The 20,421-nt window shown below is 45.2% G+C and carries 21 protein-coding genes; 7 read left to right on the top strand and 14 right to left on the bottom strand.

Annotated elements, in window-relative coordinates; all coding sequences use genetic code 11:
* Window positions 1-39: 39 nt before the first annotated feature.
* Complete coding sequence (locus WA381_RS01735; protein ID WP_156086018.1) at window positions 40-1,323, bottom strand: general secretion pathway protein GspB; 1,284 nt, start codon at window positions 1,321-1,323, stop codon at window positions 40-42.
* The gene (locus WA381_RS01730; RefSeq protein ID WP_014948480.1) at window positions 1,316-2,227 is read right to left on the bottom strand and encodes an ExeA family protein; all 912 of its coding nucleotides are present in this window, start codon (window positions 2,225-2,227) and stop codon (window positions 1,316-1,318) included. The genes WA381_RS01735 and WA381_RS01730 overlap by 8 nt, the downstream gene beginning before the upstream one ends.
* Before the next feature lie 202 nt (window positions 2,228-2,429).
* Here WA381_RS01730 and WA381_RS01725 point away from each other — a divergent pair, with 202 nt between their 5' ends.
* From WA381_RS01725 to hemW, 6 genes are all read left to right on the top strand, one after another.
* Complete coding sequence (locus WA381_RS01725; RefSeq protein WP_156086017.1) at window positions 2,430-3,611, top strand: CCA tRNA nucleotidyltransferase; 1,182 nt, start codon at window positions 2,430-2,432, stop codon at window positions 3,609-3,611.
* Window positions 3,612-3,621: 10 nt separating this feature from the next.
* Window positions 3,622-4,656 carry a WD40 repeat domain-containing protein gene (locus tag WA381_RS01720; RefSeq protein ID WP_156086016.1) on the top strand — a complete coding sequence of 345 codons (1,035 nt, stop codon included), beginning with the start codon at window positions 3,622-3,624 and terminating at the stop codon, window positions 4,654-4,656.
* A 273-nt stretch (window positions 4,657-4,929) separates the two neighbouring features.
* Window positions 4,930-5,643: a hypothetical protein gene (locus WA381_RS01715; protein WP_156086015.1), complete on the top strand. Its 714-nt coding sequence runs from the start codon at window positions 4,930-4,932 to the stop codon at window positions 5,641-5,643.
* A gap of 72 nt (window positions 5,644-5,715) precedes the next feature.
* Window positions 5,716-6,942 carry an ATP-dependent RNA helicase SrmB gene (gene srmB, locus WA381_RS01710; protein ID WP_014948476.1) on the top strand — a complete coding sequence of 409 codons (1,227 nt, stop codon included), beginning with the start codon at window positions 5,716-5,718 and terminating at the stop codon, window positions 6,940-6,942.
* 220 nt (window positions 6,943-7,162) lie between these two features.
* Window positions 7,163-7,765 carry an XTP/dITP diphosphatase gene (locus WA381_RS01705; protein ID WP_014948475.1) on the top strand — a complete coding sequence of 201 codons (603 nt, stop codon included), beginning with the start codon at window positions 7,163-7,165 and terminating at the stop codon, window positions 7,763-7,765.
* Window positions 7,758-8,897, top strand: coding sequence for a radical SAM family heme chaperone HemW (gene hemW / locus WA381_RS01700; protein WP_156086014.1), 1,140 nt, complete (start codon window positions 7,758-7,760; stop codon window positions 8,895-8,897). The genes WA381_RS01705 and hemW overlap by 8 nt, the downstream gene beginning before the upstream one ends.
* 111 nt (window positions 8,898-9,008) lie before the next feature.
* Here the strand turns inward: hemW and WA381_RS01695 are convergent, their stop codons facing one another.
* From WA381_RS01695 to WA381_RS01655, 9 genes are all read right to left on the bottom strand, one after another.
* Complete coding sequence (locus tag WA381_RS01695; protein ID WP_014978492.1) at window positions 9,009-9,803, bottom strand: YggN family protein; 795 nt, start codon at window positions 9,801-9,803, stop codon at window positions 9,009-9,011.
* Between the two features lie 311 nt (window positions 9,804-10,114).
* Window positions 10,115-10,687 carry an Lcl C-terminal domain-containing protein gene (locus tag WA381_RS01690; protein ID WP_014948472.1) on the bottom strand — a complete coding sequence of 191 codons (573 nt, stop codon included), beginning with the start codon at window positions 10,685-10,687 and terminating at the stop codon, window positions 10,115-10,117.
* A 2-nt stretch (window positions 10,688-10,689) separates the two neighbouring features.
* Complete coding sequence (locus WA381_RS01685) at window positions 10,690-12,468, bottom strand: Lcl C-terminal domain-containing protein (protein WP_039224958.1); 1,779 nt, start codon at window positions 12,466-12,468, stop codon at window positions 10,690-10,692.
* 111 nt (window positions 12,469-12,579) lie between these two features.
* Window positions 12,580-13,092, bottom strand: a complete 513-nt coding sequence (locus WA381_RS01680; RefSeq protein ID WP_014948470.1) for a PAS domain-containing protein — start codon at window positions 13,090-13,092, stop codon at window positions 12,580-12,582.
* Window positions 13,092-14,087, bottom strand: a complete 996-nt coding sequence (locus tag WA381_RS01675) for a response regulator (protein WP_014975809.1) — start codon at window positions 14,085-14,087, stop codon at window positions 13,092-13,094. The genes WA381_RS01680 and WA381_RS01675 overlap by 1 nt, the downstream gene beginning before the upstream one ends.
* Window positions 14,088-14,453: 366 nt before the next feature.
* Window positions 14,454-15,164 carry an LrgB family protein gene (locus WA381_RS01670; protein ID WP_049585942.1) on the bottom strand — a complete coding sequence of 237 codons (711 nt, stop codon included), beginning with the start codon at window positions 15,162-15,164 and terminating at the stop codon, window positions 14,454-14,456.
* Window positions 15,161-15,562: a CidA/LrgA family protein gene (locus tag WA381_RS01665; protein WP_049585941.1), complete on the bottom strand. Its 402-nt coding sequence runs from the start codon at window positions 15,560-15,562 to the stop codon at window positions 15,161-15,163. Before WA381_RS01665 ends, WA381_RS01670 begins: the two co-directional genes overlap by 4 nt.
* A 138-nt stretch (window positions 15,563-15,700) precedes the next feature.
* On the bottom strand, window positions 15,701-16,462 hold the full coding sequence (locus tag WA381_RS01660) for a LytR/AlgR family response regulator transcription factor (RefSeq protein ID WP_049585940.1): 762 nt from the start codon (window positions 16,460-16,462) through the stop codon (window positions 15,701-15,703).
* A 152-nt stretch (window positions 16,463-16,614) separates the two neighbouring features.
* On the bottom strand, window positions 16,615-16,941 hold the full coding sequence (locus tag WA381_RS01655) for a DUF3718 domain-containing protein (RefSeq protein WP_014948465.1): 327 nt from the start codon (window positions 16,939-16,941) through the stop codon (window positions 16,615-16,617).
* Window positions 16,942-17,253: 312 nt separating this feature from the next.
* Here WA381_RS01655 and WA381_RS01650 point away from each other — a divergent pair, with 312 nt between their 5' ends.
* Window positions 17,254-17,913, top strand: a complete 660-nt coding sequence (locus WA381_RS01650) for a hypothetical protein (RefSeq protein ID WP_014975806.1) — start codon at window positions 17,254-17,256, stop codon at window positions 17,911-17,913.
* 48 nt (window positions 17,914-17,961) lie between these two features.
* On the opposite strand, the gene WA381_RS01645 is transcribed toward WA381_RS01650, so the two are convergent.
* The 3 genes from WA381_RS01645 to WA381_RS01635 form a co-directional block, all read right to left on the bottom strand.
* Window positions 17,962-18,291 (bottom strand): hypothetical protein, encoded by a 330-nt coding sequence (locus WA381_RS01645; protein ID WP_014948463.1) that lies wholly within the window; start codon window positions 18,289-18,291, stop codon window positions 17,962-17,964.
* A 154-nt stretch (window positions 18,292-18,445) separates the two neighbouring features.
* Window positions 18,446-19,495: an MbnH family di-heme enzyme gene (locus WA381_RS01640; RefSeq protein ID WP_049585939.1), complete on the bottom strand. Its 1,050-nt coding sequence runs from the start codon at window positions 19,493-19,495 to the stop codon at window positions 18,446-18,448.
* A 71-nt stretch (window positions 19,496-19,566) separates the two neighbouring features.
* Window positions 19,567-20,376: an MbnP family copper-binding protein gene (locus WA381_RS01635; protein ID WP_014975805.1), complete on the bottom strand. Its 810-nt coding sequence runs from the start codon at window positions 20,374-20,376 to the stop codon at window positions 19,567-19,569.
* Window positions 20,377-20,421 lie beyond the last annotated feature (45 nt).

Genomic DNA, 20,421 nt, shown 5'->3' with positions numbered 1-20,421 from the left:
TATTTCTTGTTAGTGTTTTTTGTAACTAACAGATAGTAATTACCAATCGGTTAATGCTGCCATAGTAAAAATCTCATCTTCGAAAGCAAGCACCACACGTTGCGCTTCAATATTGACGATTTGCACTCTATCAGCAATCCAGTCGCCCTCACCTATTTGACGGCCATTGACTCTCACCCACCTATCGGCAGGACGAGACGCATACATATGCGCGCTAAAGTTCATGGTAGGAAGTCGTGTTAACAAGCGAACGGGTAACTGATCTACACGGGGTAGTTCGTCTTTAACCTTCACCCTTGCTTGCGCTTCAGCGGGTGTATTATCTTGTGCCTTTGAGTCTAGCGCTTCAACGGCAGCATTAAAACGGGCCATGAGCTCTGGTGACACGGATACGTCAGATTGAGACGCAGCTTCATTTAATACTTTCCCTTCATAATTCCCTGAAGTCTCAGTTTGTCTTGAATCTGTTGAGGAGCTACGCTCATATCCACTACTTGGCTCGGCGCCAGAACGTTGGGAGATGTCGTTATTGTAGCGATTCTGAGTACCTGTTGTGATTGGGTTTTTATTTGGAACTGCACCTAAATCAGTATTTTGCGTTGCAGCTAAATTTCCAGCAGACTGGTTATTTACCATAGCGTTCGCTTGCGTGCCTTGCTGAGCTGCAACGCCGTTACTAACGTTGGCATTTACCGCTGTGTTAGCAGTTTCATTTAAACCTGCGCTTTGCCCACTTTCCTGAGTGTTAGAAGATACCTGTTCACTTTTGTTGCTTGAAGTGCCTGGTGCTTCATTACTACTTTGCGTGGTCGTAAGCGCTGAAGCGCCTCCGCTTGCTTCAACCTGTGAAACTGAGCTTTCAGAGTCTGCCACCGGTACAGAAGCGGGTGCAGTTAGCATTGGCCACCAGCGTTTTGCCATAGCGGCGGAAAAGCCAATGCATAACCCGCCAAGAATAACGACGGCAAAAAGCGCAACTTGCTTGGTATAAAGCTTCCATGCTGACGGAAGCCCTTCCACTGTGGGTAAGAACAAGCTTCGATTAAACTGCTCGTTTAGGGATTTATCAAATTTGGCGGTAGTGTCGTGCTCGCCCCGAAGCAAAGCTTGGGTCTGAGTTCTATGATGAACTGTCGGCGCTATTTCCACGGTTTGCTCAGGGTCTATTTCGACCTCTTGCACGCCCATTTCAGACAAGCCCTGCACCATAGCATCGCTTGTCACTAAACCCGACTTTCTAATTTTAACTGGCCCATTTTGCTTGGTAATTTGAACAATCACCATACCGGGTTTTAAATGGTCAATGGCGACGATATTAGACATACAAACTCCCTAACCCGTAGCCGAATATGATGGCCAAAACAAACGCCGATGCGAGATACCATTTACGCTGGCTTTGCACGCGCTGACTGACAACATCTTCACCTAGAATTTGCTCTGCCGCGGCCAAGAATATAGGCTTTTGCACAACCGCATGCTGCTTAGTAAAAGATAAGGTTAACGCTCGGTCGCACAGCAAATTAATTACCCTTGGAATCCCACCAGTAATTTGATGCACCGCGCGCAATGTAGACTTACTGAAAATACTGATATCACCTTCTGCCACGCTTAAGCGGTGTGCTATGTAAGCACTAACTTCAGGCGCAGTTAAGGGCAGCAGATGATAACGAGCGGTAATGCGTTGAGCCAGCTGACGTAATTCGTTACGCTTTAGCAACTGCTGTAACTCAGGCTGACCTATCAATACAACCTTTAACAGTTTTTCACGATTCGTTTCTAGGTTGGTCAATAAACGAAGTTGTTCTAGTACTTCGGGCAACAGATGCTGCGCTTCATCAACCATTAGTACCGTATTCATGCCTGACTGATGATTCTCTGCTAACTTAGACAAAATCAAATCGGTGAAATACTTAAGGCTTGCTTTTTCAGGTGTATAAGCCAAGCCTAGCTCATCACAAACCGTTGCTAATAGCTCAAGGGCGGATAAGGTAGGATTCAAAATCATGGCTACCTGCGTATTATCGGGTAGCTGCTGCAACAGTTTTCTCGATACCGTTGTTTTTCCCGTGCCCACTTCTCCGGTGAGCATTACAAAACCACCGCTTTCTCTGAGGCCAAAGGTCAAATGGGCCAAAGCCTCTTTGTGCCTAGGGCTCATATACAAATAATCGGGGTTAGGCGCAATCGAAAAAGGATTGTCATTTAACCCGAAGTAGTTCAAATACATGGTTGCTGAAGCGCCTATCTGTTTTAATTTTTAACGACGAATAAACTACCAGACGCAACCTTGAAGTGAAAGCGCATAACGATGTGGCTACGAATTTTATTTGTAACATTGCTATACTGCGCCTCTGTTACCTTGGGAAGGTTGATTTTCGTTACACGTCAAAAGTCGGCACATCCCTAATCTAAAAAATCGTTGGAAGAGCATGCAAGTATATCTCGTTGGTGGCGCAGTGCGTGACGCACTGTTAAACAGAAAAGTTGTTGAACGCGACTATGTCGTGGTGGGCGCCACGCCAGAAGAAATGCTCAGCCAGGGTTTTACCCAAGTAGGCAAAGACTTCCCTGTTTTTTTACACCCTAAAACACAGGAAGAATACGCACTTGCACGTACAGAACGTAAGTCAGGAAAAGGTTACACCGGTTTTGTATGCGATGCGTCAAGCTCGGTGACGTTAGAAGAAGATTTGTTACGCCGGGACCTTACCGTTAATGCGATAGCGCAAGACAACTATGGAAAACTCATCGACCCCTATGGTGGTAAAAAAGATTTAGAAAACCGCCTACTTCGCCACGTATCTGAAGCCTTTAGTGAAGACCCTCTACGCGTATTTCGCGTTGCTCGGTTTGCAACCCGCTATGCTTATTTAGGGTTTACTATCGCCACTGAAACCATGGCTCTTATGCAGTCTATGGCGCAAAGCGGCGAGTTAAGCACGCTAAGTGCTGAGCGGGTATGGCAAGAAACAAAGCGTAGTCTTTTAGAGAAAACACCGCATGTTTTTTTCACTGTATTAAACCAAGCCCACGGTCTTAATGACTGGTTTACTGAGCTTGAAAGAAACGTAGATACTGCTTTGGCAACATTAAAAACGGCGGTAGATCTAGAAAAGGCTAAAAATGAGAGCTTTGTTAAAGACACGGGTTCAGAAACCCCATTACCTGACAGCAGCAATTCAGAAACCGCTAGGCTGATAACAAGATTTACTGCCCTGCTCACTCACCTTAATGAGGAAGAAGCGAAACAGTTATGCAATCGGCTCAAAGTGCAAAACCAAGTTAGTGAAATCGTCAGCCTTGCCTGCAAATTCAAAGGCTTTCTTTTGAACGCGCAGAACTCGCCCGCCGATTTACTTGCCCTGTTCAATGGCTGTGATGCGTGGCGTAGAGAGGAACGTTTCACATTATTGCTTAGCGCTTTTGCGCCTTATGCTCATAGCAAAGGCGTAGATTGGCAAGAACAACAAAAGCGCATCGAAAATGCATTAGCTGCCGCCAAACAAGTGAACGTGCAAGACATCATTGCCACCGGCGTTAAAGGCCCCGAAATAAAAGACGCGCTTAACCAAGCAAAGTTATCTGCTATTGCCTCGATTAATAATCAATAGTGGTAAAGCAATGATCGAAAGAAAAACGAACGGATGCTTTCTCTCACCTTTAGCGTCACCACTTTTTTATTTACTTTGCACCGTTCTCCTTGCGCTTTCTGGTTGCACTGAAGAGACGCGCGTATTACCTGTTCACGAGTTTCGCTTTACCCAAGAGCCAGTGAGGAATGCTACGCTTTCGGAGGATGCCCGTCTTGCGGCATTCATTTTTGACGATTCCTCTGTTTCTGTTTGGGATGTTGATGAAAAACGAGAGCGCTACAAGTGGCATAGTGACGTGCTTGATGAAGAGTCACTGCACCTAATTACGTTTTCCAAAGACAAGGCATGGTTAGCGCTCACAGGCTATTGGAGCACTACACTGATTAACTTGCAATCAGGTGATGTGGTAGGTAGTTGGCATTTTAGTGGTAAAGATCCCGGCGCCACAGCGTCATCAACTTCCCTATCCCACCATGGTGACAGCGCACTAGTTGGTATGACCGACGGTACCGTATTGCTACTAAATTTTGATAACGGCACTGCATTGCAATACCAGCACAATACAATGAAAGTGCTTCATGTAGGCTATTTTTCTAATGACTATGCGTTTTCTGGAGGGATAGATAAGCGCTGGTTTCTATGGGATTTAGACAAAAACGATGTGTTGCTAGAAAGGCAATATCGCAGTCGAGTTACCGCTTCAGCGCTAGACAATAGAGCTCAGCGAGCTTTTATATCCGATGCGCTGAACAGCCACGAAATTATTGATCTCGCCACCCATGAAGTGATCTCTGAACTACAATTTATGGAACGTTTCCGCTTTTTCCGAAAAGGGTTATTTTTAGAAAACGGTGACTACCTTATGACAACATCACCCAAATCAGTGGTGACGCTATGGCATGCTAACTCTGGCGAAGAGATAGCCTCATGGGAAATTAAACGCTACTCAAGCGAAGCCACCACTCACGCTATTACACTTAACAAGGATGGTGATGTTGTTACCCTCTCCTCTGATGGCGTGCTTCAAAGCTGGGATTACCGCGCACTGGTTACACCACTGTGATATACCTTATGCTTATACCGTCCCTCACAGCCTTTGCCCACCTTCTTGCTAACAAGTTTTCGTTTACACAACTTAAGCATGTCGCTATTATCCAACTTAGATTACAAATGTAATCCTTAACTATATTTGTGCGTTCTTGTGCAACAGTTGCTCGCTAGTTATTCGTTGCTTGTTCGCAGCTCGTTAAATAATAACTTCAAAGCGCGCTTCGCTTTAAACAAACGATTCGCCCTTTTAAATGAAAAAATCTGGCATCGGCTTGGAGATTCTTAAGTGAAAAAAACAATAATAACGTACCTTATAACTTTAGCTTTTACCCTTGTAGTTAGTGGATGTGCAAGCCCCCCAACCGTCTACCTTTATGGCAAATATCTTGAGCCGTCCAAAGTTCAAGCCTTATCTGAACAGTTAACGGACCAAGGCTTGAATGTTGAAGTAAACGACTTTGATTTTCCTACATCCGTGTCTACAAATACGTTGCTCTATTCATTGCTGCTACAATCACCAGAAGCAATCGACAATACCACTAGTATCGCAGAGCATGCGGGTTACTCTATAAACCGTGTCCAATCGCTCACTCAAGGCAATCATTGGTATACTAAAAACTCTTTGGCGCTATTCGTGTTTCCTGACGGCAATCGCCCCCACGGAACCCTCCTTGCCCAAGATCTTATCCATAACTATATCGCCAATGGATGTGGTAACGGCGAGCGCCTCACGCTGTACAAAGACGGTACGTATACCCTCACACTTCAAACGCCCACATCTTCAGAAGACGTAAAGGGTAAATGGAAGTATCGCCAGTTTCCTTACCTAGAGCTTCAAGAACCAAATTCACCGTACGCCAACTACTACTTCGAAATTTCACGGGTTGAAAGTGAGGATAAAGTGAGTAAGCTCGATTTAACGCACTTGCACTTACTTAACGCCAACAGTACCAACCCATTAGCGTCAGAATGTGTATTTACCTACGGTGTGCGAATTTAACGCCAGTTTTTCTCAATGTTTTGGTATAGCAATGCTACAATACGCACCATTCATTTAGAGCAATTTTATACTATGACTTTCGAAGAACTCGAATTAGACGAAGCACTGTGTCACGCAGCTGCCGATATGGGGTTTGAAACCCCAACTAGCATTCAAGAACTGGTTATCCCGCATGCGTTGGATGGACGAGATATCTTGGCCTCTGCTCCTACAGGTACGGGTAAAACAGCCGCTTTCTTATTGCCTGCATGCCAGTTTTTACTTGATTATCCGCGCAGACAGCCTGGTGCTACACGTATTTTGATTCTAACGCCTACCCGCGAGTTAGCGCTACAGGTTTATGAACAAGCCCTGGCCATAACAAAGCATACACAAATTGTGTGCGGGGTAATAACCGGTGGTATTAACTACGGTACCGATAAAGAAACCTTAAGCAAGAATCTCGATATTCTTGTGGCCACGCCAGGTCGTTTGCTTGAGCATATCGAAAAAGAAGCCGCAGATTGCCGTGATATCGAGTGTTTAATTCTTGATGAAGCTGACCGCATGTTGGATATGGGTTTCTCAACGGTAGTTAACCAAATTGCTGCCGAAGCGCGCTGGCGCAAGCAAAACCTATTGTTCTCTGCCACGCTTGAAGGCAAAGGCGTTAAGACTTTCGCTCATGACATTCTTAACAATCCTGAAGTGATTGAAGCGAACCCATCGCGCAAAGAAAAGAACAAAATTCATCAGTGGTATCACCTTGCTGACGACATGAATCACAAGCAAGCTTTGCTGGTGAATATTTTGAAGCAAGAAACCACGACGTCAGCGGTTGTGTTTGTGAAAACCCGCGAACGCCTGCAAATGCTTAAGGACTTCTTAGCCTCGAAAGATATCCCAGTGTGCTGGCTACAGGGTGAAATGCCACAAGACAAACGTATTGCAGCGCTAGCCCGTTTCAAAAGTGGTGAAGTACCTATCTTGCTGGCAACGGATGTTGCTGCCCGCGGTATTGATGTGCCTAACGTGAGCCATGTTATTAACTTCGACATGCCGCGCAAAGCCGACGTTTATGTTCACCGCATTGGCAGAACCGGCCGCGCTGGCGCCAAAGGTACTGCAATATCTTTGGTTGAGGCCCACGATTTTGACATGGTAGCCAAAACCGCACGTTACATGGGCGAACCACTTAAAGCTCGCGTTATTGACGAGCTACGCCCTAAAAACAAAACGCCTAAGATTGGCCCGAAAAAGAAAAAAGTAAAGGCCAAAGACAAAGCCAAGGCAAAAGCTAAGCCTAAAAAGAAAAAGTAAAACTTGAGCACGTAGAGGGTGAGCGATGCGATGGCCGAAGGTTGGGAGTGGCTTTCGCAAACACGCGGTAAACACATCCATGTGCGCTTCGCTGCCGCATCCCTGCGGCAGAGGGTTTGCTCAAACCACTGCCAACGTTCGTCCTGAATAACCTAAAGTAACCCGATGAATGTGTTTGAGCTTATTTCAGGAGCAAAGAAAAAACGAGGAGTCTGGCACAATGAAATTCCCAGAAAAAATTGTTTTAGCCACAGGTAATCAAGGCAAGGTGCGTGAGTTTGCATCCTTATTTGCAGATTACGGCGTAGACGTTGTGGCGCAAAAAGAATTAGGTGTATCTGATGTGCCTGAAACAGGCACAACATTCGTTGAAAATGCCATTATTAAAGCGCGTCATGCGGCACAAGTAACAGGCCTTCCTGCTATTGCTGACGACTCTGGCTTAGTGGTTGACGCTCTTGGCGGTGCACCCGGTATCTATTCAGCCCGCTATGCTGGCGCTGATGCAACTGATGACACCAATATCGACAAGCTATTAGCTGCCCTAGATGGCGAAACCCAGCGTAAAGCGCATTTCTTCTGTACATTAGTGTTTATGCGCCATGCTGACGACCCAGTACCATTAGTTAGCCAAGGTAAATGGCAAGGCGAAATTTTAACTGCTCGCTCTGGTAACGACGGTTTTGGTTACGACCCGGTATTTCACGTGCCAACTCATGGCTGCACTGCGGCAGAATTGGAGAAAGCCGAAAAAAACCGTATTAGCCATCGCGGCAACGCCTTAGCGATTTTGCTTGATAATATGAGAGCGACTTTTGCGTAATCCGCCGCTTAGCCTTTATATCCACATTCCTTGGTGTGTTCAAAAGTGTCCGTACTGTGATTTTAACTCTCACGGGCTTAAATCTGATTTACCCGAGAAAGAATATGTGGCGCACCTGCTGGACGATTTAGCCATTGATGCCAAACGCATTGGCGACCGCCCTGTTGAGACAATCTTTATAGGCGGTGGCACGCCCAGTTTGTTTTCAAGCGAGGCCATGGCTGACATCTTAAACGGCGTCAAACAGCGGGTTAACTTAAGCGACACTGCTGAAATAACCATGGAAGCCAACCCAGGCACCGTCGAGGCAGGTAAGTTTGCGGGCTTTTATCAGGCAGGCGTAAACCGAATATCGGTGGGCATTCAAAGCTTTCAGCCGAAGCATTTAAAAGTGCTAGGCCGTATCCACGATGAGAGCCAAGCTGAAAATGCGGTAAAACAAGCACACAGCGCAGGGCTACCTACGTTTAATTTAGATCTCATGCATGGTCTACCTGAACAAAGCGTAGAGAATGCTATGGCAGATTTGAAGCAAGGTATTGAGCTCGATCCTTACCACTTGTCGTGGTACCAGCTTACCATCGAGCCAAACACGCCTTTCTATTCAAAGCCGCCAGAACTGCCAGACGACGACATCCTGTGGGAAATACAGGAAAAAGGCCACAGCCTCTTAGAGCGTGCAGGCTATCACCAGTACGAAATTTCAGGCTACGCCAAAGCCGGGCATCAATGCCGCCATAACCTGAATTACTGGCGTTTTGGCGATTACTTAGGTATTGGATGCGGTGCGCACGGGAAGATTACCGATGCCGCTAACGGCACAATTCATCGTACCGTTAAAGTGAAGCATCCAAGAGGCTATATGGAAATGAGCCGACCGTATTTAGATACGCAAACGCTGGTTAGTGCAGACGACCTACCGTTTGAGTTTTTTATGAATAGGTTTCGTTTAGTTGAGCCTTGCCCGATGAGTGATTTTAGTGACTTCACAGGTACTGAGTTAACGGATGACGTTAAACACGCACTGTCTGATGCTCATCACCAAGGGCTGCTTTCTATTTCAGATAGTCACTGGCAGGTAACTGCTAAAGGACGTAGATATCTCAACTCTCTGCTGTCGTGCTTCGTATAATCTTGCCCATTTGAGTCAACCAAAAAGCTAGATCAAAAAAGCCTGCTCACGCAGGCTTTTCTGTCTTAATCAGTCTTTAACCAGAATTAGTACACGTATTACTTATTTCAACTAGTTTTCACTCTTATCATGTCGTGTAATGATATTGTAAGGCTTGAAAGCAGGCACACTTGCTCGAAGGTTTTCTTCCGCTATATCTAGGCGCTTAAGCTTTTCACAGAACCACTCGGCTTTTTTACGTAAAGTGGTGGCTTTATCACCCACATCAAGATGCTCGCCCACATTGTTAAGCTGACGAGTAATTTCCGCTACTTTCTCTTGGTTAACCTCGCCGCTTCCAGTGTTGATACCACTGATCGCCGATAATATACCGCCTACTGAGGTAGAAATTGCTTCCTCAAGCTGTGCTTCAATTTCACTATCCACGAATTCATCAACGCTTTCCAGTGATCCAGGGCCGATAAAATAATGATTACTCGCATGCCTGAATTTATCTTTCACGCGGTTTTGAACACGCTTCATAGCAGCATTCAAACGCTCGTAGCTGTCGTGATCACTGCCTACTAAGCCTAGGTAAACATGCTCAATAGTATCAATAGCTAAATCTACACCTTCGGTGGCCAAAATAATCATTTTTGGTACTACATAGTGTAACCCTGAAGAATACTCTTCTAGCCACTGCCGTTCTTGCTCATTCAAGGTTTGCCAACGTCCACCTACAAAAAGCTGGTTTTGGTCATTAATCTGAACTACGGTGCGAGTTTTATCCATTACGCGAAGCTGTTCGTTATTAACGGCAATACCGTAAGCAAAATCGATATTACAGGTATATTCAGCCTGCGCCGATGTGCTAAGTCCAGCGAATAAACAAATTGTAAAAAGGGCAGCCTTAAGGCTCGATATCATTTTCATACCAACATTGTGGCTAGCTTACTGGGAAATAAAAAGCCATCATGAGTCTAACGTGCTAAAAATCAGGTTGAACATGTCGATATTATCAATCTACTCAAAACGCAGGTTGATACTAGGGCCTGTAGACTTTTGTTATTCACCAAAGGTCAACAGGCTCTAAGCAAGAGTGTCGATTTTCTTTAAAATTGACGTTCAAACCAAAAAAACAAAGCACGCATTATAGAGCGTGCTTTGTTGATAAAAAGTCTAAGGGTCAGATACTAGACGAAAGACTAATACGAAGCGGTGTAGATCTTTATCTACACCTATTCGTTGGTGTAGGTGCGCACCAGTCGAACGTAAATGAAACGGTCTTTCTCTTTAATCGAATGGCTCGCATTAAAGAACGCAACAACCCAGGCTCTGTCTGGATCATCTGCCGAAGGGGTAGAAGTCCAAAAATCATCCGGAGGCGTTGCAGGAAAAAGCGAGCTATTAATCGCCGGGCGTACGCAGTCGCGTTCCGTTAAGGTGGCCAACTCTTTAACGTTGGGCAAGCGCCATCCTAGCAGGTCTTCGTTACTCGCCTGCTGCGCAAGTTGTAGCGCCTGCTGCCACGTATACTTCACCGCTTCACCACTGCATGTTGAGCCGTCCCAAGTTTGCCCTTCGGAACATCGTCTCCATACTAAATCTGTGGTGGTATCCAACAAAGTACTGGTAGTCACTGCTTCAAAATTATCGTTGGGCGTGGTTTCTAGTCCGTCAGACAGACACTCTTGGGCGAAAGCTGAAAGCGATGCACTAGCAAGCAACGTCGAGGCTGCAACCATTTTGAGTGTAGTTAGCACTGCGCTTTTCAGTACGCGTTGAGCGGATTTATTAACTTTATTGCTCATGACTATCTCCCTGCTCTTACAAGACGAACACGCGCCGCTGATGACTTATTAAGAAAGTTATCGACACCTGAATCAAAATCCAATGCCCATGCATTTTGTGCATCATCACTGTTTACCCCATCAGCACTTGGCACTGAGGTCCAATACCATAGGGGCTCGGTAGAGACTGCACCGGTGTTAGGAAAGTAATCTTCATCAATGGCCACGTCGTCGGCAATGCCTAAATGCATTAACGAAAAGAGTTCATGGTGAGTAGGTAGCCGCCAGTCGTAAAAACCACACAGCCCTTGTGCGTTAACCGCCTGTACATATGCAGAGGTATTACAGCTGGTTAATAAGCACGTTGCATTCGCGCCTGTCTGGTCGCCCTCAAAACCGCCATTTACCTCTTCGCTGTACCAAGAATAGGTGTAGTCTTTATCTTGAAATGCCCCATCGTCAGTTTTAACTTCCCACACCAATCCGGTGACATTGTCACGAACGCACGACCACGTATCTGCGCTGGCGTCTTGTTCGTCGCCATTGGCATTTAAACGGGTAAAGTCGAAGCCGGCTTTACCACGCCCAGCTTTTTCAATTAAGCCGTTCTGTTCAATAATATCAGCTCCGCGTTGTCCGTCTTGGCCAGGAAAATCATTTTGCTGCGCCTCTGTTAACGCATTATTGGTGGCTTGCTGCAAAAATCCCGTGTCGTTCAATAGCGGCGTCGGCATGGGGCGTATTCTAACGTTAATGGTGTCTTCAACACTGTTGTTGTTAGCGTCTGTTACAGTAAGTGTATAGGCCACCACAGTCGCGGTGGATACGGAAGGGGCAATAGCAAACGTAGATAGTGCATCGTTGTCATCTACAGGGCGAGCTGCCACTCCCGTGTTTGCCCCATTGTTAGATGTAACGTTGTTACTGCGCTCCCAAGAATAAGTAAGCGGTAAAGCACTGGGAATACTGGTGCTTGCTTCACCATCCAAAATAACCACCTCACCACTGAAAACGCCTTGCGAGAAGCCTGCATCAACCACAGGCAGTGTCTCGGTTTCAGACTGCACTGAGATTGTCACTGTGTCTACGTCGGTTGCACCTTCGCTATCAGTTACTTCAAGTTGAAAAGTGAGTTCCTGAGACTCGTTAGCGATAGGCGTAGTAATTGTTAAGGTAGAAAGGTTCGTTTCCACCCCCGTAATAACGTTAGTGCCGCTGGTTTGAGACCAAACATAATCGGCAATTTCGCCATCGGACGTAGATGAGTCAGTATCGCTGCTTCCCGTGCCATCAAAAATAATTTCAACACCGCCTGGGAAAGTATTCGCAGGCAGACCTTCCCACGCAGGCACATCAATACTTGCTTCCGGTGCTATGTTTACCGGCGCAACAGTAATTACCGTGAAGTCACTAGCCGTATTACCGCTTTGATCGTTTACCGAGACGGTAAGCGTGTATTCAGTGGCGCTATTAACTAACGGCGCGACGAAGCTCGCTGCAGAAGCGCTGGTGTCTTCATGTGTAATGGTCAGCGATGGAGACGCGCTCCAGTTGTACGTATACGTGCCATCACCACCACTCACTTGTGCACTTAGTGAATAGGTCACGCCTTCCGTTACGGTAGCGTTAGCGCCTGCATTAACAACTAAGTTGCCATTGCCAGATCCCCCACCACTAGAGTCACCATCTCCGCCTCCGCCACCACCGCAGGCTGCTAGAATGAAAGCACCACCAATAACTGCAAGCCCGCGTATTACGGTGCGAGGAAGGTAGCTTGAAAATGAAGACGAACTTGATTGCATACGTACTCCCATCGCACTCTGTGCCGCTGTTCTATGCTCAGTGCGAGTAAAAACTTGATGTAGATAGAACCGCAAGATAAACAATATACTCTCACGGGTTACACGTAGCGGTTATAAGAAGGTTTTCTTTGCTCTATCTGATTGTGAGCTTGCTTCTTGCGCTTCAGACACTGTTACTTGTAGCGCTTCTAGCTGCTTTTTACCTACCGCTACATCAGTCATGTCGTAAATCATCATACTGATAAAATCCACCTTACCCGTCGCAGAAGTAAGAGGAGAAAGTGTAATGTTTTGGTACATGAATGACTCACTACCTGTAATCGGCCGGTAGTTTGGAAACTTGAACAAATAAGGGCGTTGTTCCCATGTCATAAAGGCACGGGTTTTTAGATCGAAAACGGGCTTAGCTTTCTTAATAAACCAGTCTTGTTTGATTGCGGGAAATAACGAAAATAACGTTTTGTCTCTTACTTCACTCGGCAAAAGCCCACTGTGACTTTCCATAAAACCGTTCCACACTTGCACGGTGAAGTTACGGTCTAGTACGACAATGCCAACGTCTACCGTTTGCAGCATGTCCATCATCCAGTGAAATTCTTGTAACTCATCTAAATGCTGGCTCATTAAAAATCCTCCAACAAGTGGGCGAGTTTAGAATTCATCATTTTCATAGACTCTTCCGTGAACAACAAAATCAAATCACACTGAACATTGTAGCCTTCCAAGCCATAGCTAAGCTCAATCGCCAACGTTCGCTTCCACTTTATTTGATTCATGCTGATAATTTCAGTGATGGCACGATGTTGACCAAGTACAATGGGGTGACCTTGGCTGAAGTTAATGTCCATTTGATGGGCCAGCCCTGTTAAACAGGTGCCAATCAAAATACTCGCAGCATCCATAAGCAGCTCTAACTGAAGCTGGTCGTCAACTTCGCCTTCTACATTGAGTATTTTGGCCACGTCGTCAAAGCTAGAGTCGCTCAAAATACACAATGCCTCACCACTAACACCTGGCCCTAAGAAGCCTTGGCATACCGCAGTAACTTGTTCATGGCTCTCAATATCAGAAAGCATCATGTGAAGTTCAGACACTTCAATTAAATTAACGTTGGGAATAGGCAGCTCAACAAACACGTTCATGGTGCGGGCTAAATGATCCCCCGCTTGCCCCATGGCTATGTTAGTGATTTCTTGGTAACAATCGCGGATTTCAGGGTCTAGCGGTGAAACTTCTTCCGGCTCTTCCTCTTCAACATGAAGAATGTTGAATTTATCTAGTACCTCGGCCAGCTTCTTAGGATCCACCGGCTTTCGAATAAAGTCCAAAGCGCCAAGCGATGTCACTCTTTCATGAGCTTCAGGCTGAATATCACCAGACACAACAATAACTTTGGTTTTAAGACCTTGTTTCTGAATTGCTTCTAATGTGCCGTACCCATCTAAAACGGGCATATTGAGGTCGAGCAATAGAAGATCGCCCTTTCCTTCAGCGAGAGCCGATAGAGCATCTTGACCATTCTTCGCAAAATGTACGGCCACTTCCCAGTCTTGAGGAAGGCATTTAGCCACTTGCTTGCGCGCAACTAACGAGTCGTCACATACGAGTACAGAAAACATTAAGTTCTTTTACCACCTAGCTTTTGAAACCAGCTACCGCCGGTATTTTCTAGCAATTTCAATTGTATCGGCACAACTACTGTGAACTGAAGTAACGATTTGAGTTAACTTACACTTCGCTGTAACCCGGTTACTTTTTGTTTGAATAGATACCATGTATATAGTGATACGAAACACCTCACTAAGAAATAGCACTTTTGGGGAATATTGCCAGCACGTTTTTACTTACAAACATCACGGCGCTTTGATTCTTTGCTACGCGTTTTTACAGCAGCTTGTGCACCTTTTAGTCAAGGCGGGTGATTGCAGGCTTGGTCAGACTAAATCACAGCGAATAGATAAAACGCCAAGATACGAGAAAAGCTATCAAATAAAGAAACCAAAAATGACAGGTAGTGCCAACGCAGTAAATATACCATTTACACAAAGGCCTAGAGTCGCCATCGCCGCCACGTCTTCCCCCATTTGAATAGCTTTGGCTGTACCAATTGCGTGGGCCACCGTGCCCATAGCAATACCTTGCGCCTGTCGATTTTGTACATTGAGGATCGCAAACACACCAGTAGCCACAATGGCTCCAACTACACCCGTCACAATGACAAAAACGGCAGCCAATGCGGGAATGCCGCCAACCTGCGCACTCGACTCCATAGCAAGGGGCGTGGTGATTGATTTAGCTAACATGGTAATTTGTATTGCACGCGGTGCATCTAGTGCAAACAAAGTAAGCCACGCGGTGAAAGGCGCGAGTATGCCACCAAAAGCAATACTCGCCATTAACCGCCAGCCGTAGTGCTTTAGCTTTTGCCATTGTCTGTAAATGGGTAGTGCTAATGCCACAGTGATAGGCCCTAGCAACCAATGCAACAAAGAAGCCGCCTGTTGATACTCAGTAACCCCTGTTTCAGTTAAATAAAGGCCAGCTGACACAATCAGCGCGGTAACGACAATGGGATGCGCTAGCGGGTGACCTTTGCATTTTTTGTTTACCCAAAGAGCAATAATGTAGCCAATTATTGAAACGCTAAGCCACAATAACCCCGTTAAGCTAAATGCTTGATGTAGAGCCTCCTTCATTCTTGCTTTCCACCCTTGCTTGCCACATCTGAGCCGCTGCCGCTTTTGCTGTTAAACAATTGCTGCGAAAACCAAGCGGTTATCCCTAAACTTATCGAGGTCGTTACAATAATCGCGATAGCAATGGCAAGTGCATTGGACTGAATGTCAGCCCAATAAATAGATACGCCAAGTACGGCTGGAATAAACAGTAAGGACATATGCTTCAAGGGAAAAGTAACAAAGCGCGCCGTGTGAACCTCAAGCTGAGGAAAAAGAAAAAGCATCGCGAGTAAAAGGAATAAGCCCATTAATGGCCCTGGAATAGGAAGGGCACTCACACTAACGACAACTAGCCCAAGATAATAAGCAGCAAACACTAAAACTGCGCCCACTATCATGTTTCTTACATCTCGCACTATCGCTCCTTATTAGGCCTTGCAGGTCCTAGTACTTATTCCCAAAATTCAGTGAGTAAGTGTAACGATAAGCGAGTTAGACCACCAGCAGTACCATGGTCGTATAGTAGAATGTTGCACTGAAACTCAGTTTGACGTTCAGTCTGTCAGCCAAAACTGATAGTAATATTTGTGAGTAATCTTGAACGCTTCGCCACCTTGCATGACAACTCGCTGCTGATTGAGTTTTTGCTCCAGGTGCGCGATATGTTTTGCATTGACCGCCACAGAGCGGTTACAGCGTTTAAAATTCTGCTCTCCCAAACGCTTAAGTAATTCACACAAGGTGGTGCGGACAACGTAGCTTTCTGAGAGCGTTTGAACACACATGTAGTCTCCTGCAGCTTCAATCCATTTAATCTCTGCTGGATTTAAGCAACACCACCCGTTTTCAGCGCGTATCCCAACAACATTTGGCTGAGCACTTTTGTTCAATTGCTGGCGCAATGTAGCTAGAAGCGCAGGTTCAGACACCCCATATTGTTCACAAAGTCCCTTTACCAGCATATTGAATTGAAAGTCCCGTTCATAAAAATGGTACTTGGTTTTGACATGCTCTATAGCGTTTAATACTTGGGGTTCTTCAAGTGGTGATTTAACAAATCCTGACGCGTTATGAGAAAAGGCTAACAGCGCTTCTTCGTCTTTATTTCCTACTGCAAGCCAATACCGTGATGCAAGGTTTCGACTTGACTGAGAGACTGAATAGAAACCGATGGACTGAGGATATTTCTCTGCTAACGCAAGACAATGGCCTACAGATTGCGCGCCATAAACGTGACTGAATACGTCTAGCTTTTTTAGCATTTCGCAAAGTGAGTTTTGCATAGAAACAGAGTGTAAAAAAACCAGTGCGATCATCTGCGATCCCTTGCAAGTGCAAGCAGTAATAGCTGTCAGTGTTATCTATCCCAGTCTTAATAAGTGATGGGATGTAGACAGCGAAAAGTAAAAATAAGCGAAAAAGGGGCTATAAGCTGCATAGCCCAATCGCCAGGGTAGAAAACTCTTCATTAGCGTTTTGCTGTTAGTACACTAGGGCTAGCATTAATGCGACGAGCAATCAGTTGTGCGTTTTTAGATGCATTATGAGTAAGTGCAAAAGTAAGCATGTCTTGCCCGTTGCACACTAATCCTTCATGGATATATCGCATTTTAAAACCCGTCGCTTTCACGGCGCGATGCAATCGCAAACGGCTATCGCTTTTTACCGCTTCACACACTGCAATTAAGTTTTTTTCTACATGCTTGGGATACGGGGCGGCATTCGCTACTGTTGCAGTAAGCGACAAGGTTATTCCTAGTAAAGCAAGTTGGGTAACACGGCGTGACATAAACATAACAAGTTCCTCTGATAATATTCGGCAACGCGGTGACTACCTCTTTTGTCCCCGCACCATTAAATTAGTGAAACTTTGTAAAATTCACGCTATAAAAACGTTAAAGCACCGCTATTTGAGACGTTGCGACAAGTACACAAAAGCTAAGGTTTAATAATCGGTCTAAACTGTTATTAGTCGTACTTAACACACACTTTGCAACATTCTTATAAATGCATACATTGCAAAGTGGAAAATCATAAGCAAATACTCTTGCCCGCCTAGCGGTGCAGACAACAATCTAATTTTTTAACACGTATTCAAGGAAGAGCCATGTTAGAGCAGCAACAATATCACCTTATTAGAGAGCATATGCAGCCTGGTGACATCATCGCATTTGGCGGCAATAGCTTATTTTCTCGTTGGACCAAACTCACGACACGCTCTGCGGTAACGCATGTGGCAATAGTTATGCAAACGAAGATGCGCGATGAAGATTCTAATCGATATTTTAATCAAGTCATGGAAGCAACATCGTATAAAGGAAAGCGAGGGGTAATGACCAATAGACTAAGCGAGCGAGTAGCATCTTATGACGGTGATATTTGGTGGCTGCCCTTGTCTAGCGCGTCAAGAAGTATCTTTGAGCAAAATAAGCGAGACTTCTTTAACTTCATGTTTGAACAAGACGGGAAACCTTACGACGTGCTACAGCTATTCGGCTCAGCAGTGGACGCGATTGATGAACATCCCCTGTTCGGCAGCATAAGCTACAATCAAGAAGACTTTAATAGCTGGTTCTGTTCAGAGTTAATTGCTGAGGGGTTGGAGACTGCAGGTGTTGTAAGTGGAGTAAATGCATCGGAAGTCACGCCAGTGGACATCTGCCGGTTTAACATTTTCAAAAAGCGTTACGTACAGCTTAAAGGAAAAGGAAGGGTAATTGGAGGGTTCAATTCACTCAAGGCAGATAACTGGGGCCAGATTGCCTAACCCCATTAATTAAAAACACATCTACCCCAATATGGGGTAAGGTGAGTTTTAGAAAATACTGTCTTGGTGAATCTTAATAAACATGCTCGTCCCAATTTTAGAGTAATCGATTTTATACTCTTTCCCATTTAGGGTTTGTACGAACAATAATGTTTTTTCGTCGCCAAACACATCGCTAGTAGTTACATCTACTAGTTCCATGTCCATCATCTTGGCATCGCGCTTGTTTTCAGGCACTTTGCCTTCGTACTGCTTAATACCTTTATAAGTAACAAGAATTGGCGGATGTTCATCACCATTGATCACCAATAGATCTAATTTTCTTATTTTATGAATGATGGTATTTCGACCACTTGTAATGAAGGGTTTTTCAGTCATTCTCATCTCCGCGACCGCTCACCTGCTTTATAGTTATTAACAAAGAATGTAAGTGATTGAGTTTATCACGATGTTAACAATCAGCACATAAGCATTTGGTTGATATATGTGTGCAAAGTATAAACATAAATTACACAAAATGAGCAATAAATCGCTAATTTTTGCGTGTAGTGTGTGTTTTTACAAATTGCTCGTCGGTTAAACTGCGCAAAAATGCAACCAACGCCGCCTTTTCATCTTCAGAAATCGCAAAGCCTTTTATGAACGGACTGCGGTAAGGGTTAGGGCTTTCAGCCAGATTTCCCCCACGAGCATAAAACTCAATGACTTCATCAAGGGTGGCAATACTGCCATCATGCATGTAGGGCGCAGTAAGGGCTATATTGCGCAAAGTAGGTGCTCTAAACTTCCCCATGTCTTGTTTATTGTGAGTAACGCTGTAAAGCCCCATGTCCGATTCCGGATAACTACCCTTCCCATCTTCATTATACAGGCCAGTGTTGTGGAAAGGCTGAGCAGCAAAAGGTTGAAAACTATGCTTAGACGATTGAGTGAAGTTCAGACCTCCGTGGCAGTGAAAGCACTCAGTGCGCTCTGAAAAAAACAGATTCAAACCTTCAAGCTGCTGGGCGGTTAGTGCATCGTCATCTTGAGAGTAAGCGTAGTTATCAAAAGCACTGTTAAACGACACTAAACTTCTTACGTAGCTAGCAAGCGCCTTTACAATATTGTTTAAATTGGGGGTGTCATCACCATAAGCCGCTTCAAAAAGCGCTCGATATTCGCTGCCCTCAAAGCGCTTTAATATACGCTTTTCATTTCCCGTAACGCCCATTTCCACAGGATGTTCATTAAAAAGCGGGATCATCAGCTGCTTTTCTATACTTTCTAAATTGTTATGCGCCCAAGTGAAGGATGCATTATAAGCCACGTTTACTAGCGCTAATGCGTTACGGTTTAGCGCGTCTCCGTTCGCGCCTACTGAAACCGTCTTAGGTTCAGAGAAAGCATGCTCTGGTTCATGGCAGCTGCTACATGAAACCGTATTGTTAGTACTTAAGCCCTTATCAAAGAAAAGCTTCTCTCCCAAAATTACGCTTTCTTCGGTCACAGGATTGTCTGCGGGAACGGGAGGCTGTGGAATATTGTGAGGCAAATTCCAAATGTAAGGTGTGGGCGATTTACTGCACGCGCCTAAAATCATTGCAACAAGAGCGATAATTGCCGCCTTGAAAGCGAGCAGAGCTCGCCTTCTAGTGCAAATTAAACGTGCCGCTACTGCCACTTAATCCAAGGCCTGTGCACTAAATTCTGAATAAGCTTTTTACAGGGCTCAGTTTCAGGAGACTCGAACATACAACTTGGCGCTTCGTTTATATCAACTTGCGCGACAATGTTAGACACCGATACTTCCAAATCTAAATCAGTGTCGAGCTGGGTCATCGGCAGAATAAACTCCACCCGGTTTGTGAAAGCACACGATTTTTCAGGTGGCCTGACTGCTGATTCAGAATCGCAACCCACGCTACCTAAATGATAAGACCATTTGCGTGTTTCCTCTGAGCCTTTAGACACATCCAGTCGCAAAAACTTATGACCGTTTTGCCAGCTCCAAAACATTGTACTGTCATTCAATGGCGAGGGCTGTGTAAGCGGGTTAGCGTGATTATCGTCGAAGGGAAGACCCATAGTGAAGCGCAAGTTTGTGGACAGCTTTAAAAGCTCTTCCGATACATCTAATACAATTTTGCTATTGGCATCATCAGGGTTGTTGCACTTATTGTGAAACTTTAGCAATGCTATATTCGGCGTCTGCCATTGGGTTTGTTTAAACTTAACTCGCTGCCACTTACCATCAATGCGCACTTCTGGCTTGCTAAGGTAAAAACCGAAGTAGTCTATATTCCATCGCTGTTGTCCAATACTCATGATCATTGGACATGCCCCCGTATCGACTCCCACCAACTTAAACGGGATTTCACCAGGCTCTCTTCCTTTGAGGTTAATGGCATCACAGCCGGTTAACGACACTAGCGCCGCAAAGAGTAACGAAGGCATGACACTCATGCGAAAAGGCATTTTCATTTACGTATGTACTTCCTTTGGATATCTGGTAGTTTTTTATACAAA

Source organism: Alteromonas sp. CH_MED4-4 (genome assembly GCF_037029575.1).
In the GTDB taxonomy this organism is placed as follows: domain Bacteria; phylum Pseudomonadota; class Gammaproteobacteria; order Enterobacterales; family Alteromonadaceae; genus Alteromonas; species Alteromonas macleodii.
The sequence above is the reverse complement of the archived record's forward strand: the minus strand, read 5'-3'. Positions and strand labels throughout refer to the sequence as shown.